This is a genomic window from Rhodoferax sp. LS1R11 (assembly GCF_056521395.1).
In genome coordinates this window covers 106,022-120,185 of record NZ_JBWMAW010000010.1, presented here as the reverse complement: position 1 = coordinate 120,185, position 14,164 = coordinate 106,022, and the positions used below count along the sequence as shown (strand labels likewise).

The 14,164-nt window shown below is 60.4% G+C and carries 11 protein-coding genes; 3 read left to right on the top strand and 8 right to left on the bottom strand.

The window, feature by feature from the left end; genetic code table 11:
- Nucleotides 1-74: 74 nt before the first annotated feature.
- The 3 genes from AC097N_RS13370 to mfd are packed head-to-tail and all read right to left on the bottom strand — an operon-like array spanning nt 75 to nt 4,330.
- Nucleotides 75-518 carry a PIN domain-containing protein gene (locus AC097N_RS13370; protein ID WP_479581626.1) on the bottom strand — a complete coding sequence of 148 codons (444 nt, stop codon included), beginning with the start codon at nt 516-518 and terminating at the stop codon, nt 75-77.
- Entirely contained in the window at nt 515-799 is a 285-nt protein-coding gene (locus tag AC097N_RS13365; RefSeq protein WP_479581624.1) for an antitoxin, read from the bottom strand. Before AC097N_RS13365 ends, AC097N_RS13370 begins: the two co-directional genes overlap by 4 nt.
- 54 nt (nt 800-853) lie before the next feature.
- Complete coding sequence (gene mfd, locus AC097N_RS13360) at nt 854-4,330, bottom strand: transcription-repair coupling factor (protein WP_479581622.1); 3,477 nt, start codon at nt 4,328-4,330, stop codon at nt 854-856.
- A 122-nt stretch (nt 4,331-4,452) separates the two neighbouring features.
- Between mfd and ispD the strand changes: the two genes are divergently transcribed.
- Both ispD and ispF read left to right on the top strand, forming a co-directional pair.
- Entirely contained in the window at nt 4,453-5,193 is a 741-nt protein-coding gene (ispD, locus tag AC097N_RS13355) for a 2-C-methyl-D-erythritol 4-phosphate cytidylyltransferase (protein WP_479581620.1), read from the top strand.
- Nucleotides 5,190-5,675 carry a 2-C-methyl-D-erythritol 2,4-cyclodiphosphate synthase gene (gene ispF / locus AC097N_RS13350; RefSeq protein WP_479581618.1) on the top strand — a complete coding sequence of 162 codons (486 nt, stop codon included), beginning with the start codon at nt 5,190-5,192 and terminating at the stop codon, nt 5,673-5,675. Before ispD ends, ispF begins: the two co-directional genes overlap by 4 nt.
- Here the strand turns inward: ispF and AC097N_RS13345 are convergent.
- From AC097N_RS13345 to pobA, 5 genes are all read right to left on the bottom strand, one after another.
- Nucleotides 5,624-7,756, bottom strand: coding sequence for a putative bifunctional diguanylate cyclase/phosphodiesterase (locus tag AC097N_RS13345; RefSeq protein ID WP_479581616.1), 2,133 nt, complete (start codon nt 7,754-7,756; stop codon nt 5,624-5,626). The two genes, ispF and AC097N_RS13345, sit on opposite strands and share 52 nt — an antisense overlap.
- Nucleotides 7,757-7,921: 165 nt before the next feature.
- Nucleotides 7,922-10,618, bottom strand: a complete 2,697-nt coding sequence (locus tag AC097N_RS13340) for an ATP-binding protein (protein ID WP_479581614.1) — start codon at nt 10,616-10,618, stop codon at nt 7,922-7,924.
- Nucleotides 10,619-10,638: 20 nt separating this feature from the next.
- Nucleotides 10,639-10,950 carry a YfiR family protein gene (locus tag AC097N_RS13335; RefSeq protein ID WP_479581612.1) on the bottom strand — a complete coding sequence of 104 codons (312 nt, stop codon included), beginning with the start codon at nt 10,948-10,950 and terminating at the stop codon, nt 10,639-10,641.
- 70 nt (nt 10,951-11,020) lie between these two features.
- Entirely contained in the window at nt 11,021-11,959 is a 939-nt protein-coding gene (locus AC097N_RS13330) for a CoA transferase (RefSeq protein ID WP_479581610.1), read from the bottom strand.
- A 51-nt stretch (nt 11,960-12,010) separates the two neighbouring features.
- The gene (gene pobA, locus AC097N_RS13325) at nt 12,011-13,201 is read right to left on the bottom strand and encodes a 4-hydroxybenzoate 3-monooxygenase (protein ID WP_479581608.1); all 1,191 of its coding nucleotides are present in this window, start codon (nt 13,199-13,201) and stop codon (nt 12,011-12,013) included.
- A gap of 126 nt (nt 13,202-13,327) precedes the next feature.
- On the opposite strand from pobA, the gene AC097N_RS13320 reads away from it, so the two are divergent.
- Nucleotides 13,328-14,113, top strand: coding sequence for an IclR family transcriptional regulator domain-containing protein (locus tag AC097N_RS13320; protein WP_479581606.1), 786 nt, complete (start codon nt 13,328-13,330; stop codon nt 14,111-14,113).
- Nucleotides 14,114-14,164 lie beyond the last annotated feature (51 nt).

Genomic DNA, 14,164 nt, shown 5'->3' with positions numbered 1-14,164 from the left:
ATGATTGAATGTCATTTGTTATCAATGTAGCAAGCTACATTATTGCGCTATTTCTGCAACTGGTGGTTGCAGTTTCAGGGCGCGAGCATGGCAGTCGCTTGGAGCCAGTTCTCCACCCGCAAACCCGGCACAAGCAAGAACTCGGCTTCGTTGTCTGTGACCAGCGTGCAGTCAAGCGCCAAAGCGTGGGCGGCGATCAACGTGTCGTTGGGGCCGATGGGGGTGCCCGCTTTCTCCAAATGGGCGCGGATGGTGGCGTAGTGTTGCACCACGTCATGGTCGATGGCTTTTGACGGCACGAATTGAAGCATGGTCTCGATTTTGGAGACGAGATTGATCGAGCCGACTTTTTCCGCGCCAAAACTTAATTCGCACTCAACGACAAGGCTGGTGCAGAGGTTTTTTGCGTTTTGGGCGCTGAGTTGCTGGATGCGCACCGCCAGCGGCCCGCGCGAGTAGCGAATGGCGTGTGACAGGATATTGGTGTCGAGCATCCAGACCGGTGCAGTGGCGGTCATAAGATGATGTCGTTCAGTGGCAGCAGGCCTTCGTCTACATCCGGGAAGGGTTCGTCCATGTCTTCCCAGTCTTTCATGGCTTCGGCCAACGTGGTCGCTTTGACTTTGACCAGCTCAATGATGAGCCGGTTGCCTTCGCGGTGCATGACCGCCTCTTTGCCAGGCAATTCAAACTCTTTGGGAATCCGCACGGCCTGATTCGCCCCGTTGCGAAACAGGCGGACGTGGCGTGCCGGGGTTTCCAGCAGATAGTCAGCGGTTTTTTCTGAGGCGATGGGCATGATGATTCTCCTGGGCAGCTTGAATGTCGAGTCTAGCCTATGCCTTGGCATATGTCATACTGTTTCCGCCATCGGCTGCCCCAGATTCTTCAGCACATCGCGCACCATCTGCGCGCGGTCCTTGGCATCGGGCAGCTCGCGCTCAATGCGCAGCTTCTCGCTGCCGGCCAGTTTGATGTGCTTGTTTTTCTGGATCATCTGGATGATCTTCATCGGGTCGATCGGCGGGTTTTTCTTGAAGGTGATGGTGATCACCCCCGGCGCCGCGTCAACCTTGACCACGCCAAACGGCTTGGCCAGCACGCGCAGGCGGTGCACGTCGATCAGCGTTTGGGCCTGGGGCGGCATTTTGCCAAAGCGGTCCACGATTTCTTCGAGCAGTGAGTCGATCTGGTCGGTGTTCTTGGCGGTGGCCAGCTTCTTATAAAAGCTCAGGCGCAAATGCACGTCACCGCAGTAGTCGTCGGGTAGCAGGGCGGGGGCGTGCAGGTTGATGTCGGTGGTCACGTTGAGCGGGCTGAGCAAGTCGGGCTCGATACCGGCCTTGAGGCAGCGCACCGCCTCACTCAGCATCTCGTTGTAGAGCTGGAAGCCGACTTCGAGCATGTTGCCGCTCTGGTTTTCGCCCAGCACCTCACCGGCACCACGAATCTCCAGGTCGTGCATGGCAAGGTAAAAGCCGCTGCCGAGTTCTTCCATCTGCTGAATCGCATCGAGCCGCTGGCTGGCCTGCTTGGTCAGGCCTTCCAGGTCGGGCACCATCAGGTAGGCATAGGCCTGGTGGTGGCTACGGCCCACGCGGCCGCGCAGCTGGTGCAACTGCGCCAGACCGAACTTGTCGGCGCGGCTCATGACGATGGTGTTGGCGGTGGGCACGTCAATGCCGGTCTCAATGATGGTAGAGCACAGCAGCAGGTTGTAGCGCTGCGCCACAAAGTCGCGCATCACGCTCTCCAGCTGGCGCTCGGGCATCTGGCCGTGGGCCACGGCAATGCGGGCCTCGGGCAGCAACTCTTCGAGTTTCTGGCGTCGGTTCTCGATGGTCTCGACCTCGTTGTGCAAAAAGTAAACCTGGCCGCCGCGCTTGAGTTCACGCAGCACGGCTTCACGAATCACGCCATTGCCTTCGGTACGCACAAAGGTCTTGATGGCCAGCCGGCGTTGCGGCGCGGTGGCAATCACGCTCAGGTCACGCAGGCCCTCCAGCGCCATGCCCAGGGTGCGCGGAATGGGCGTGGCGGTGAGCGTGAGCACGTCGACCTCGGCGCGCAAGGCTTTCATTTGCTCTTTGTGGCGCACGCCAAACCGGTGTTCCTCGTCAATGATGAGCAGGCCCAGGTCTTTGAAATGGGTGTCCTTGCTCAGCAGCTTGTGCGTGCCCACGACGATGTCGATGGTGCCGTCGGCAAGGCCTTTCATGGCCGCAGAGATTTCCTTGGCGGAGCGAAAGCGGCTCATCTCGGCCACCTTGACCGGCCACTTGGCAAAGCGGTCCACCAGCGTCTGGTAGTGCTGCTCGGCCAGCAGCGTGGTGGGTGCCAGCAGCGCCACCTGCTTGCCGCCGGTGATGCCGATGAAGGCCGCACGCAGGGCCACCTCGGTCTTGCCAAACCCCACGTCGCCGCAAATCAGGCGGTCCATCGGGCGCGGGCTGATCATGTCCTGAATGACGGCATGAATGGCGGCTTTTTGGTCGGCGGTTTCCTCAAAGCCAAAGTCGTTGGCAAAGGTTTCGTAGTCACTGGGCGAATAGCGGAAGGCATAACCTTCGCGTGCGGCGCGGCGGGCGTAGATGTTGAGCAGCTCGGCTGCGGAGTCGCGCACCTGTTCGGCGGCCTTGCGTTTGGCTTTTTCCCACTGGCCGGAGCCCAGGCGGTGCAGCGGGGCTTCGTCCGCACTCACGCCGGTGTAGCGGCTGATGAGTTGCAACTGGCTGACCGGCACATACAGTGTGGCCTTGTCGGCGTATTCGAGGTGCAAAAACTCCTGCATCTCGGGCTCGCCATTGGGCAGTTTGTTGCCCAGGTCCAGGTTGATCAGGCCACGGTAACGGCCAATGCCGTGCGACGAATGGACCACGGGGTCGCCCACGTTGAGTTCGCTCAGGTCTTTGATGAGCGCTTCAACGTCGCTGACCTGCTCCTGCTTTTTACGGCGGCGGGTGGTGGGACCGGCGGCAAAAAGCTCGGTTTCGGTGACGAAATCGATGCCTGCCTCGATCCACGCGAAGCCGGTGTTCAGGCTGGAGGTGGCAATGCCCAGTTTTTTATCGCTGTGCTGGAACTCTTCCAGCGAATCAAATGACGGCGGGCTGAGGTGGCTGGCGTGCAAAAAGTCCAGCAGGCTGGTTTTGCGGCCTTCGCTCTCGGCCAGCACCAGCACACGCTGCTTGGTCTGGCGAATGTGCTCTTTCAGGCGGGCCAGCGGGTCGTCCGCACCCCGCACCACGGTGATGTCGACCAGCTTCTGGAACTGGGCGTTGTCCGCCACATCCTCCACCGAGGGGCGCAGGGCCAGTTGCGCGTGCTGGTTGACGCGGGCGTAAAACTGCTCGGTGCCCAAAAAAAGCGACTCGGGCGGCAGCACCGGGCGCTCGGGGTCGCCGTGTACCAGGCGGTAGCGCTCTTTGGTGTCTTGCCAGAAGTGCTGGAACGCGGGCTCCAGGTCGCCATGCAGCACCACGGTGGCGTCCGCGCCCACGTAGTCAAACACGGTGGCGGTTTCTTCAAAAAACAGCGGCAGGTAGTACTCAATGCCGGCCGTGGCCACGCCATTGCCGATGTCTTTGTAAATGCGGCTTTTGGTCGGGTCGCCTTCGAGCAACTCGCGCCAACGGCTGCGAAAGCGCGCGCGCGCGTCGTCATCCATCGGAAACTCGCGTCCCGGGAGCAGGCGCACCTCGGGCACGGGGTACAGGCTGCGCTGGCTGTCCGGATCGAACGTGCGGATGCTGTCGATCTCGTCGTCAAACAGGTCCACACGAAACGGCACCGGGCTGCCCATGGGGAAGAGGTCAATCAGCCCGCCACGCACCGCGTATTCGCCCGGGCTCACCACCTGGGTCACATGGCTGTAACCCGCCAGCGTGAGTTGGGCCTTGAGTTTGGCCTCATCCAGCTTTTGCTTGACCTTGAACTGGAAGGTGTAGCCCGCCAAAAACGAGGGCGGTGCCAGCCGGTACAGCGCGGTGGTGGCTGGCAGGATGACCACATCGGCACCGGTCTCCTTGTCGCGCTGGCTGATGCGCCAGAGCGTGGCCAGCCGTTCGCTGATCAGGTCCTGGTGAGGTGAAAACGTGTCGTAGGGCAGGGTTTCCCAGTCGGGAAACAGGGCGCAGCGCAGGTCGGGGGCGAAAAAGGCAATTTCGTCCAGCAGGCGCTGGGCGTCGGCGGCATTGGCGGTCACGATGGCGGTGAGCCTGTGCTGGCTCTTCTCGCGCTGGCCCAGTTGGGCAAGTAGCAAGGCATCGGCTGAGCCAACGGGGCGGGGCAGGGTGAAGCGTTTGCCGGGGAGCAGTTTGGGTAAATCCATGAATCGCCTGATGACAACGTGTGCCTGGGTAGGGTTCAAAAACACAAATACAAAACACCCCACGCGGTGAGGCGGGGGGTGTCGGGCATGTCTGGGGAGCATTTTAGAATGGGGCCACACCCATGACTGACCTCCCTCCCAATTCCCCCTCAAATCCCCTTACGCCAGCGCGTATCTGGGCCCTGATCCCGTGTGCCGGCACGGGCTCACGCTCTGGCGCCAATGGCCCCAAACAGTACCAGCCGCTGGCGGGCCAGCCCATGGTGTTGCACACCCTGGCCGCCTTCGCCGGGGTCGCCCGTATTGCACGCACCGCCGTGGTGGTAGCGTCGGACAATGATTTTTTTGAATCTCTTGTTGCTACATATTTGATAGCTACATGTGGAGGTTATACAAGGGCTGCAAGCGTTTTTAATGGTTTAAATTACCTGTTGACCCAAGGTGCGGTCGCGGATGACTGGGTGCTGGTGCACGACGCCGCCCGCTGCCTCATCACGCCTGAGCAGATCAACGGCTTGATTGATGCCTGTGTGAATGATGACGTCGGCGGCCTGCTGGCCCACAAGTTGCCTGATACGCTGAAAAGCGAAGTCGATGGCCGGGTGGCGGGCACACTGGACCGCCGCGACAAGTGGCTGGCCCAGACGCCCCAGATGTTTCGCATCGGTGCGTTGATCGACGCACTGGAACAGGCCGGAGACAAGGTCACGGATGAGTCCAGCGCGATGGAAGCCTTGGGCTTGCACCCCCTGCTGGTGGCGGGCAGTGCGCAGAACTTCAAGGTCACGTATCCCGAAGACTTTGCATTGGCAGAGGCGGTGCTGAACGCCCGTGCGGGTATTTTCAAAAGGCAAACCACATGAACTTCAGAATCGGTGAGGGCTGGGACATCCATGCCCTGGTAGAGGGGCGCAAGCTCATCCTGGGCGGCGTGGAGGTGCCTTTTCATCTGGGGCTGCTGGGACACTCTGATGCAGATGTGCTTTTGCATGCGATCACCGATGCCCTGCTGGGTGCCGCTGCTTTAGGCGACATTGGCACCCATTTTCCCGACACCGATGTTCGCTTCAAAGGCGCTGATTCAAAGGTGCTGCTGACCGAGGCGGCGCGCCGTGTCCGCGACAAAGGCTTCGAGATCGGCAACGTGGACAGCACCGTGATTGCCCAGTCCCCCAAATTGATGCCCCACATGCCCGCCATGCGCGCCAGCATCGCGCAGGCGCTGGGGGTGACGGTGGATCAGGTCAACGTCAAGGCCAAGACAGCTGAAAAGATGGGCCCGGTGGGGCTGGGTCAGGCGATGGAGGCGAGGGCGATCGTGTTGCTTAGCAGGCCTTCGAACTGACTCGCTGGCACAGGTCTGGAAAACAAATACCCCTGTTGAACGGGGCAGCCATGGTGCTGCAGAAAGTCGGACTGTGCCTGTGTCTCCACCCCTTCCGCGACCACTTGCATGCCAAATTCACGCCCCAGGGCGATGATGGCCACGGCCAGCGCGGCGTCACGGCCGCCCTGGGCAGAGTCGGTCACAAACGACCGGTCAATTTTCAACTCATGAACCGGAAAACGCCGCAGGTAGCTGAGTGACGAGTAGCCTGTTCCAAAATCATCCAGCGATAGCCCATAGCCTTTGTCCCGCAGGGTTTCCAGCAAGATGACGCCCGATTCAATGTCGCGAATCAGCATGGTTTCTGTCATCTCGAGCATCAGCTTGCCGGGCTCAATGGCATATTTTTGGGTCAGGGCATCCAGTTTGTCGAGCAAGCTCATGTCGGTCAAGCTGGAGGCCGCCAGGTTCACCGACAAAGTTACGTTGGGTAAACCCGCTTGCGACCAGTCATGCAAGGTCTGGCAGGCCCGGTCCAGCACCCAGTCTGTGAGCGGCAGGATCAGGCCGGACTCCTCGGCCAGGGCAATGAATTGAATCGGCGGCACCAGGCCACGCTCAGGGTGCTGCCAACGAACCAGTGCCTCGGCGCCCACAATGGTGCCGGTGCGTGCATCCACCTTGGGTTGAAAGAAAAGCCGCAGTTCCTCCCCTGCAATCGCGCGACGCAAGTCGGCCTCGATCAGCAGGCGACTGGTGGCGAGCACGTTCATTTGTTCGTCAAAAAACCGGTGTTGTGCGCGACCCGCATCCTTGGCCGCATAAACGGCTTGCTCGGCGCAGCGTGCAAGAGTCGGGAGATCCGTGGCATCGTTGGGGAAGAGGGCAATGCCAATGCTCGCAGTCAGCACCAGGGACTGTGACCCGATGTCGATGGGCTGGGCGATGGCGTTGAGAAGCCGTTGCGCCACCAGTGCGGCCTGGGCCTGCCCACCGAGCTCGGACACCAGCAACGTGAACGCATTGCTGCCCACGCGGGCGAGCACACCTTGTTCGCCATGCGCGCGACCGACCGATGCCAGGTCGCTCCCGCGCGTCCAGGTGCGCAGCCGGTCGGCGATGACCTGCAAGACGGTATCGCCTTGCTCGCGTCCAAAGGCATCATTGACGCCTTTGAAACGGTCAATGTCAATGTGCACCACGGCACATGTGGTCTCAGACCGGCGCGACCGCTCGAGCGGGGCGCTGGACAGCTCGACAAAAAATTGCTGGTTGGGCAACCCGGTGACCGAGTCGTAGTTGGCCAATAGACGAATTTTTTCCTGCGCCTGCACGCGCTCCGTGATGTCCTGGGTGATGCCTTCGAAGCCACGCAGCGCCGTGTTGTCGCCCAAAGTCGGCGTGGCCTGTTCAAAGACGGTGCGCAGGGTACCGTCATAGCGCACGATTTGGAACTCCAGCTGATAGGGTGTGCCATCATTTTGGAGTTTTTGGCGAGCGCACTTGACGCGGTCCAGGTCGGTCAATTCAACCCGCGACAAATAGGACGCCGCGGACATGGTTTCGGTGTTGGCCGTGGGCCGGCCAAACAGGAGCGAGAACTGCTCCGAACACGTCATCTCGCCGCTTGGGAAAATTTGCCAATTGCCCATGCCCGCCAGGCGCTGTGCCCGGGCCAGGCTCTCGCTGTTGCGGCGCATTTCGATAGCCGCTGCACTGGCACGCAGCGCGTATTGCACGCGGTGGGCCAACAGGGTCCAGTTGATGGGTTTGGTGATGAAGTCGGTCGCACCCTGTTCGTAGGCCAGTTCGATGGACGCGGTATCGTCCAGTCCGGTCAACATCAGGATGGGGATTTCAGCCCCCTTGGGCATCCTCCTGATGCGCTGACACACCTCGAATCCATCCATGCCGGGCATCATCACGTCAAGCAGGATCAGGTCGTAAGAACCACTCGCAAACTTTAAAAGTGAATCCTCGCCGCTGTCGGTGTCACAGACCTGAAATCCAGCATGGCGCAAGGTCTTGGCCGCCACGCTCCGAAGCAGCATATCGTCGTCGACGATCAGCAAATTTGCGAGCCCTTGGTGATCACTCATGGTCAGGTCCTGTTCTCAAAATCCTGTTGTTGTGCATCCGCTTGGGATTGCCCCCTGCATGATATGCCTCATGTCAACGTCGTCGATGCCATCGAAAGCGGCATTGCGGGTGGGATGCCCGGCGTTGTCCATGGCTTGGGTAGAGATATTCACGCTGATCAAACCTCATCTGGTCATCGAGGCGAAGGCGATAAATCCAGTGCGCAAACGCTCGACATCCGAGGCACCCAGCATCCGGCCTGACCGGATGCTCACTTCCTGGCGGGCCGCCTCGGCCGACAGGGCAAGTGCCCCCACCTGTGCACTGGTCGATCTCAGGGTATGGATCACCAGTTGTAGTTGACGGGTGTCCTGTGCGGCCATGGCACGTTCCATGTTCTTGAGCGTTTGAACCGCGGACCGGAGGAACATGGCCATCAACTCCTGCGCATACTCGGGCTCGGAACCATCGGCCACCATTGGCAGCGCTGCCAATACGGAGGGGTCATAAACCGGCATCTGGTTTTTGGCGGCCTCAACAGCCCCCTGGTCGGGTGCTGGAGGCACATACTCTGTGCCTTGGGTCCAGTGCTGCACGGCCGTCATCAGACGGTCTGCCAATACGGGTTTGGTCAAAAAGTCATTCATGCCCGCCGCCATACAGGCGACCCGGTCCTCGGCAAAGGCATTGGCGGTCAAGGCCACAATCGGCACGGTCTTGCCCCACAGGCCAGCCTTGCCGGCCCGCATACGCCGGGTCACCTCCAGCCCGTCCATGCCGGGCATCTGCCAGTCCATCAAGACCAGATCAAAGTTTTTCTGCGACAACAGCGACAGTGCTTGCGCGCCATCGTTGGCAGCGGTGCTGACGTAACCCGCGTGGCTGAGCAGGCGGCAAACAATGGTCTGGTTCAGTGCGTCATCCTCGACCACGAGCACGTGTATGTTGGAGGCGGCCTCCAGCCTTGCCAGCAAGCTGGCGGGCACCGTGACGGGGTCTTCGGCATGGCGCTTGCGACGCACCATGCCCAACTGGCTGACCAACGCTGCGCGCAACACGGGTTTGTTGATGTTGTGCGCCAGCCTGAGCGGCTGATCCGAGCGATAACCCTGGCCGGACGCTGACCGCGTCATGCCAATCACATGGTCCGGTTCGATCAGATCCACAGCGCCTTCAAGCACCGTGGCGGCGAGTGCCTCATCCACGGCCACCAGCAGCAAGGGCTTGCTGGTTTTCTGAGGTACCTGCACCAGCCATTGGCGCACCTCCTCACGGTTGCGTACGCGCATGGCATGGCAACCCAGACGGCTCAGTTGCGAGGCGAGGGCTTGCGCACTGGGTTCATGAGGCTCGTAATAGGCAATGGACAGATCGACGGGCGGTGGTGGCAATGGCATGTTGGTCGCCTGCGGCAGGCTCAACTCGATATCAAACCGCGTTCCGTGGCCCAACTCGCTGTGGACGGAAATGCTTCCCCCTTGGGCCTGTACCAGCTGATGAACGATGGACAGACCCAGACCGCTGCCGCCAAAACGGCGGTTGGCCCCGTCATCGGCTTGCCTGAAGGGCTCGAAAATATGGGGCAGGGAGGCTGGACCGATGCCCACTCCGGTGTCCGTGATGCTGATGTGAAGGTCCTGCGCACGGGCACCCGTTTCAATTCGCAACACAATCTCGCCACTGGGCGTGAACTTGATGGCGTTGCCCAGCAGATTCATCAGGATCTGGCGCAGGCGGTTGGGATCACCCTGGCGCCAGGCACCGACATCCGGCGCCACGACACAAGCCAGCGTCAGGTCTTTGGCCCTGGCGGCCAGCGCGGCCGTCGCCAAGGCAGACTCAATGCAATCGAGCAAGTGGAAGTCTTCCTTGATCAGGTGAAGCTCACCCACTTCAATGCGGGAGAGATCCAGAATGTCCTCAATCAAGCCGAGCAGGTTGGTGCCGCTTTTCTGGATAGCCTCAATCATCTGGGTTTGCGACTCGAGGTCGCTCGTACCCACCTTGAGTAATTGCGCGGCGCCAATCACCGCGTTGAGCGGCGTGCGCAATTCATGGCTCATGTTGGCCAGAAAACGGGTCTTGGCGAGTGAGGCGGACTCAGCCTGGTCTTTGGCCAGACGCAATTGCGCCGTGCGTTGCTCCACTTCATGCTCAAGCTGGTCACGGTGGCGCTGCAAGTCGGCCTCGCGCAGTTGCAGCTCCTCCAGCATGGCATTGAAGCGGTTGGCGAGTTCTCCGATTTCATCGCCCTGGGGCAAGTCAAGTCGGCGGTTGTGGTTGCCATCGGCCGCGACCGCGTCAGCCATGGCGGTCAGTTGCAACAAGGGATGAGAGATGGAGCGTTGCAAGCGGGTCGCCATGATCATCGCCACTGCAAAGGCAAACAGTGAGGTCAATGACGCCAACGACAAGTTCGCCAGCGTGTCGCGCCACGTGTCTGATAGATCGGCCTCGATGGTGACTGTGCCAAGCAACTCTCCGTCCTGGCGAATCTCCTGCTTGAAGTGCAGCTGACTTTTTTTGCCTTGTTTTTCGGCATCCAGTGTTGGCAAATCGGTTGCCGTGTTGAAGTGGACCCTCGGGTATTGGGCAATGACGCGGCCCGATGGCAGCGTGATCAATGCCGACACAATCTCGGACCTGACCGCCAGGCCCGAGAGTGTTGCATTGGCCGCTTCAGGATCATCAAAGCGGATGGCCGGAGCGCTGGCCTGGGCCACGATTTGAGCGAGGCTGGTGAGCTGCGACGTCATCGCATTGCGTTTGGACCGCAGGTCGCCTGCGGCAAACAGAATCAGGTTCAGACCAAGGCCAATGCCTGCTGCAATTGAAATGATGGTGAGCAGCTTGCGTCGAATCGGCAGGTCGCGAAAATTCATGTCGACTCCGTTGTTATCGGTTAGCGGGTGCGGTGGATGTCAAAACGGATACGGCCTTCCTCCAGCGCGATGCCAATGGCGCCGCCAGCCTCGGTGAAACCGGCGCCATCACTCACGGTCAAGACCAATTCATTGGCCACAGCCCGCAGCATGGGTATCAGCCGCCGCTCCTCATTCTCACCGATGAAAAGTACATGGCAAACCCGCAGCTCCTCAACGTCCAGGACGTGCTTGACCAACGTCGCCCGGCCATGCAGGATGCGCCCCTCCAGGGAGGCCAGGCCGGAAGCCAGGCTGTCACGTCCGGCCAGGCAGAAGACAAGGGGGTTCACAAGAAATATCGCATTGAGATATTTATATAAAACCGGGCTGTAGCCCTTTAGATACCTGCACAAGCAGCTATTAATTTGATAGCGTATGCAGTGGGATGTCGTTGTCTGCTGCAAGTTTGTCGAGCGCCTTGCGCGTCATGGTGAGCAGGTACGCGGCCACCAGTAACTGGGTCGCGGGCGCCATCATGGCGGACATACTGGCGTTTTGAATACCTGCAACAACGCAAAGCGCCTTGGCAAAATGCGGCTCCAGGGCGGCAACCGCCACTCGTCCGTCCTTGCAGGGGTAGACCTGGTAACCCGCGTGGCCACCGCCCACAGCGGCACCCGGCCGGGTCAAGCCCCAGGTGCGTGGCAAGGCGAGATAAGCCGCCGCTTCTGACAAGGCCACTTCCATCACGCTGCCTTTGCCCGTTTTGGACTGGATCAACATGGCTTTCAGCACCGCCTCTGAGGTCATCAGCGAGCCTCCCATGTCCGCGTAGAGTGTGGGTGGCAGGTTCAGGCCGCTGACCAGATCGTTCTCAGCGAGATAGGTCAGGTCATGCCCAGGCTCTTCGGCGCGGTCACCAGTGGCACCCACGATGGTCACGACCGACAGGGCAGGGTAGAGTTTGCGCAGTGATTTCCAGCCCAACCCCAACTTTTGCAGGGCGGAGGGGCGAAAGGAGGTCAGCAGCACGTCGGCTTTGGCCAGCTCCCGGTGCAAAACCTTCTGGCCTTTCTCGGTTTTCAGATCAGCCAGTACCCGGCGCACACCCTGGTGCATTTCATCGTAGGCCACCCGGTTGTACACCCCCATCGGGTCGCTGGTGGCGTTGGACGACCTGGTCTCACCGGCCGCGACAGACGGCGGGGCCTCCAGCTTCACACACGCGGCCCCCATTTGCTGGCAGCGCATCAAGGCGGCCGGACCTGGCAGGTTGAGCGCCAGACTCAGGATCCGAACGCCCCGCAAAGGGCGAAGTGAAGGGCGGGCGGACAGCGAAGGCGTGGCTTTGGTGGTCATTCCTTCATTATTGGCGAGTTGACCTGGCGCCAGCCTGACCGTCGCGCAAATTTACCGGTTGTGTCCGAAATCCAGCGGCAGGCCCACGTAGTTTTCGGCAATGGTGCGCGAACCGGCTTCGCTGTTGAGCAGGTAATCCAGTTCAGCTTCCTGGAACTTGGCGGCAATCGGGCCGTCATCAGGAAAGCGGTGCATCAGTTGCGTGAACCACCAGGAAAAGCGTTCCCCCTTCCAGATGCGTTTGAGGCAGCGCTCGGAGTAGGCATCAATGCCCGCATCGGTTTTGTCCTGGTAGTACTCAATGAAGGCTGTAGACAGGTATTTCACGTCCGTGGCGGCCAGATTCAGGCCCTTGGCGCCGGTAGGCGGCACGATGTGACCCGCGTCACCGGCCAGAAACATGCGACCAAAACGCAAAGGTTCGGTCACAAAACTGCGCAGGGGGGCAATGCTTTTCTCAATCGACGGGCCGGTGATGAGTTTGTCACGCCCTTCGTCGTCCAGGCGCAGGCGCAACTCCTGCCAGAATGCATCGTCCGTCCATGCTTCAATCCTGTCGGTCAGTGGCACCTGCAGGTAGTAGCGGCTGCGCGTCATGCTGCGCTGTGAGCACAGGGCAAAACCGCGCGGGCTGTTGATGTAAATGAGTTCGTCGTGCACGGGCGGTGTGTCAGACAGCATGCCCAGCCAGCCGAAGGGGTACACCTTTTCAAATTCCTTGATGGCATTGCGCGGCGCGCTGGCACGGCAAACACCATGAAAACCGTCGCATCCGGCGATAAAGTCACACTCAAGCTCAAACTTCTGACCGTCTTTCTCGTAGGTGACGCGGGGCTTCTTCGTGTCGAAATCGTGCACGGCGACGTTGGAGGCCTCGTAAACGCTGGGCAGGCCTGCGGCCGTGCGTGCATCCATCAAGTCCCGGGTGACTTCAGTCTGGCCGTAAACCATCACATTTTTTCCGCCCGTCAGTCTGTTCAAGTCAACACGGTGGCGCTTGCCGCTGTAAAGCATGTCAAAACCACCATGGACCAGACCCTCCTGGTGCATGCGCGAACCGACGCCCACTTCATCAAGCAAATCAATCGTGACCTGCTCCAGAATGCCCGCGCGAATGCGGCTCAACACGTAGTCTGGACTTTGGCGCTCAATGATGATTGCATCGACGCCTGCTTTGTGCAGTAACTGCCCCAAAAGAAGACCCGAAGGACCTGCGCCGATGATGGCCACTTGTGTACGCATGATTGCTCCATTGATGAATGCCTTGAGCTTAGGCAGATCGTCCGCATTGTGGAAGCCTCAGACGCACAGTTTGTGCGATCATTGCACCAACTGCGCGATAGTCGCGCAAATATTTGACGCTGACGTATGACCATTGCCAAAGCAGATTTCATTGAAGGCATGGCCAAGGGATTGGCTGTGCTGGAGAGTTTTGATACCGAACGCCAGCGGCTGAACGCCACCTTGGCAGCCGCCAAAGCGGGCATTACCCGCGCCGCCGCACGCAGGCACTTGCTGACGCTGGCGCATCTGGGCTATCTGGAGACCGACGGCAGCTACTTTTGGCTGTCCAGCAAGGTGTTGCGCTTCTCCGGCAGCTACCTGGCATCAGCCCGCTTGCCCCGGGCCATTCAGCCCACGCTGAATCGGCTCGCCATTCAAGCCCAGGAATCTTTCTCGGCCGTGGTGCTCGACGCCGACGAGGTGGTCATCGTGGCGCGCAGCGGCAATGACCGCCACTCGGCAGCCACCGCCAGCAGCCGCGTGATCGCTTATGGCCTGCACATGGGGGCCCGGCTGCCTGCGCATGCAACCTCCACAGGGCGGGTGCTTTTGGCCGCCAAAACCAAAGCCTCGTTCAACGAGTGGATGAAAGGGCGGAACCTGCCCCGGATGACCCCCATGACCACCACCGATGCCAAGACCTTCCGAGCTCTTCTTGAACAAGTGCGCAAGGACGATTTTTGCCTGTCCAGTGAGGAACACGAGTTGGGTGTCCACGCGCTGGCCGTGCCGCTACGCAATGCCAAAGGGTTGACGGTGGCCGCGCTCAATGTGGTGGCCTCGCCGAACCGCCTGTCGTCCCTGGCGATGCAACAGGATTTGTTGCCGCTGCTTCTTGACGCGGCGCGGGAGCTTCGGCCCTTGTTGTAGACCTTTCAGGCAGATGTTTCCCGCGTAAACGCCCGGAGTGCGGTGTAATCC

Coding starts and splice junctions, on each gene's coding strand:
- AC097N_RS13370 (WP_479581626.1), bottom strand. CDS start 518: ATGACCGCCACTGCACCGGTCTGGATGCTCGACACCAATATCCTGTCA.
- AC097N_RS13365 (WP_479581624.1), bottom strand. CDS start 799: ATGCCCATCGCCTCAGAAAAAACCGCTGACTATCTGCTGGAAACCCCG.
- mfd (WP_479581622.1), bottom strand. CDS start 4,330: ATGGATTTACCCAAACTGCTCCCCGGCAAACGCTTCACCCTGCCCCGC.
- ispD (WP_479581620.1), top strand. CDS start 4,453: ATGACTGACCTCCCTCCCAATTCCCCCTCAAATCCCCTTACGCCAGCG.
- ispF (WP_479581618.1), top strand. CDS start 5,190: ATGAACTTCAGAATCGGTGAGGGCTGGGACATCCATGCCCTGGTAGAG.
- AC097N_RS13345 (WP_479581616.1), bottom strand. CDS start 7,756: ATGAGTGATCACCAAGGGCTCGCAAATTTGCTGATCGTCGACGACGAT.
- AC097N_RS13340 (WP_479581614.1), bottom strand. CDS start 10,618: ATGAATTTTCGCGACCTGCCGATTCGACGCAAGCTGCTCACCATCATT.
- AC097N_RS13330 (WP_479581610.1), bottom strand. CDS start 11,959: ATGACCACCAAAGCCACGCCTTCGCTGTCCGCCCGCCCTTCACTTCGC.
- pobA (WP_479581608.1), bottom strand. CDS start 13,201: ATGCGTACACAAGTGGCCATCATCGGCGCAGGTCCTTCGGGTCTTCTT.
- AC097N_RS13320 (WP_479581606.1), top strand. CDS start 13,328: ATGACCATTGCCAAAGCAGATTTCATTGAAGGCATGGCCAAGGGATTG.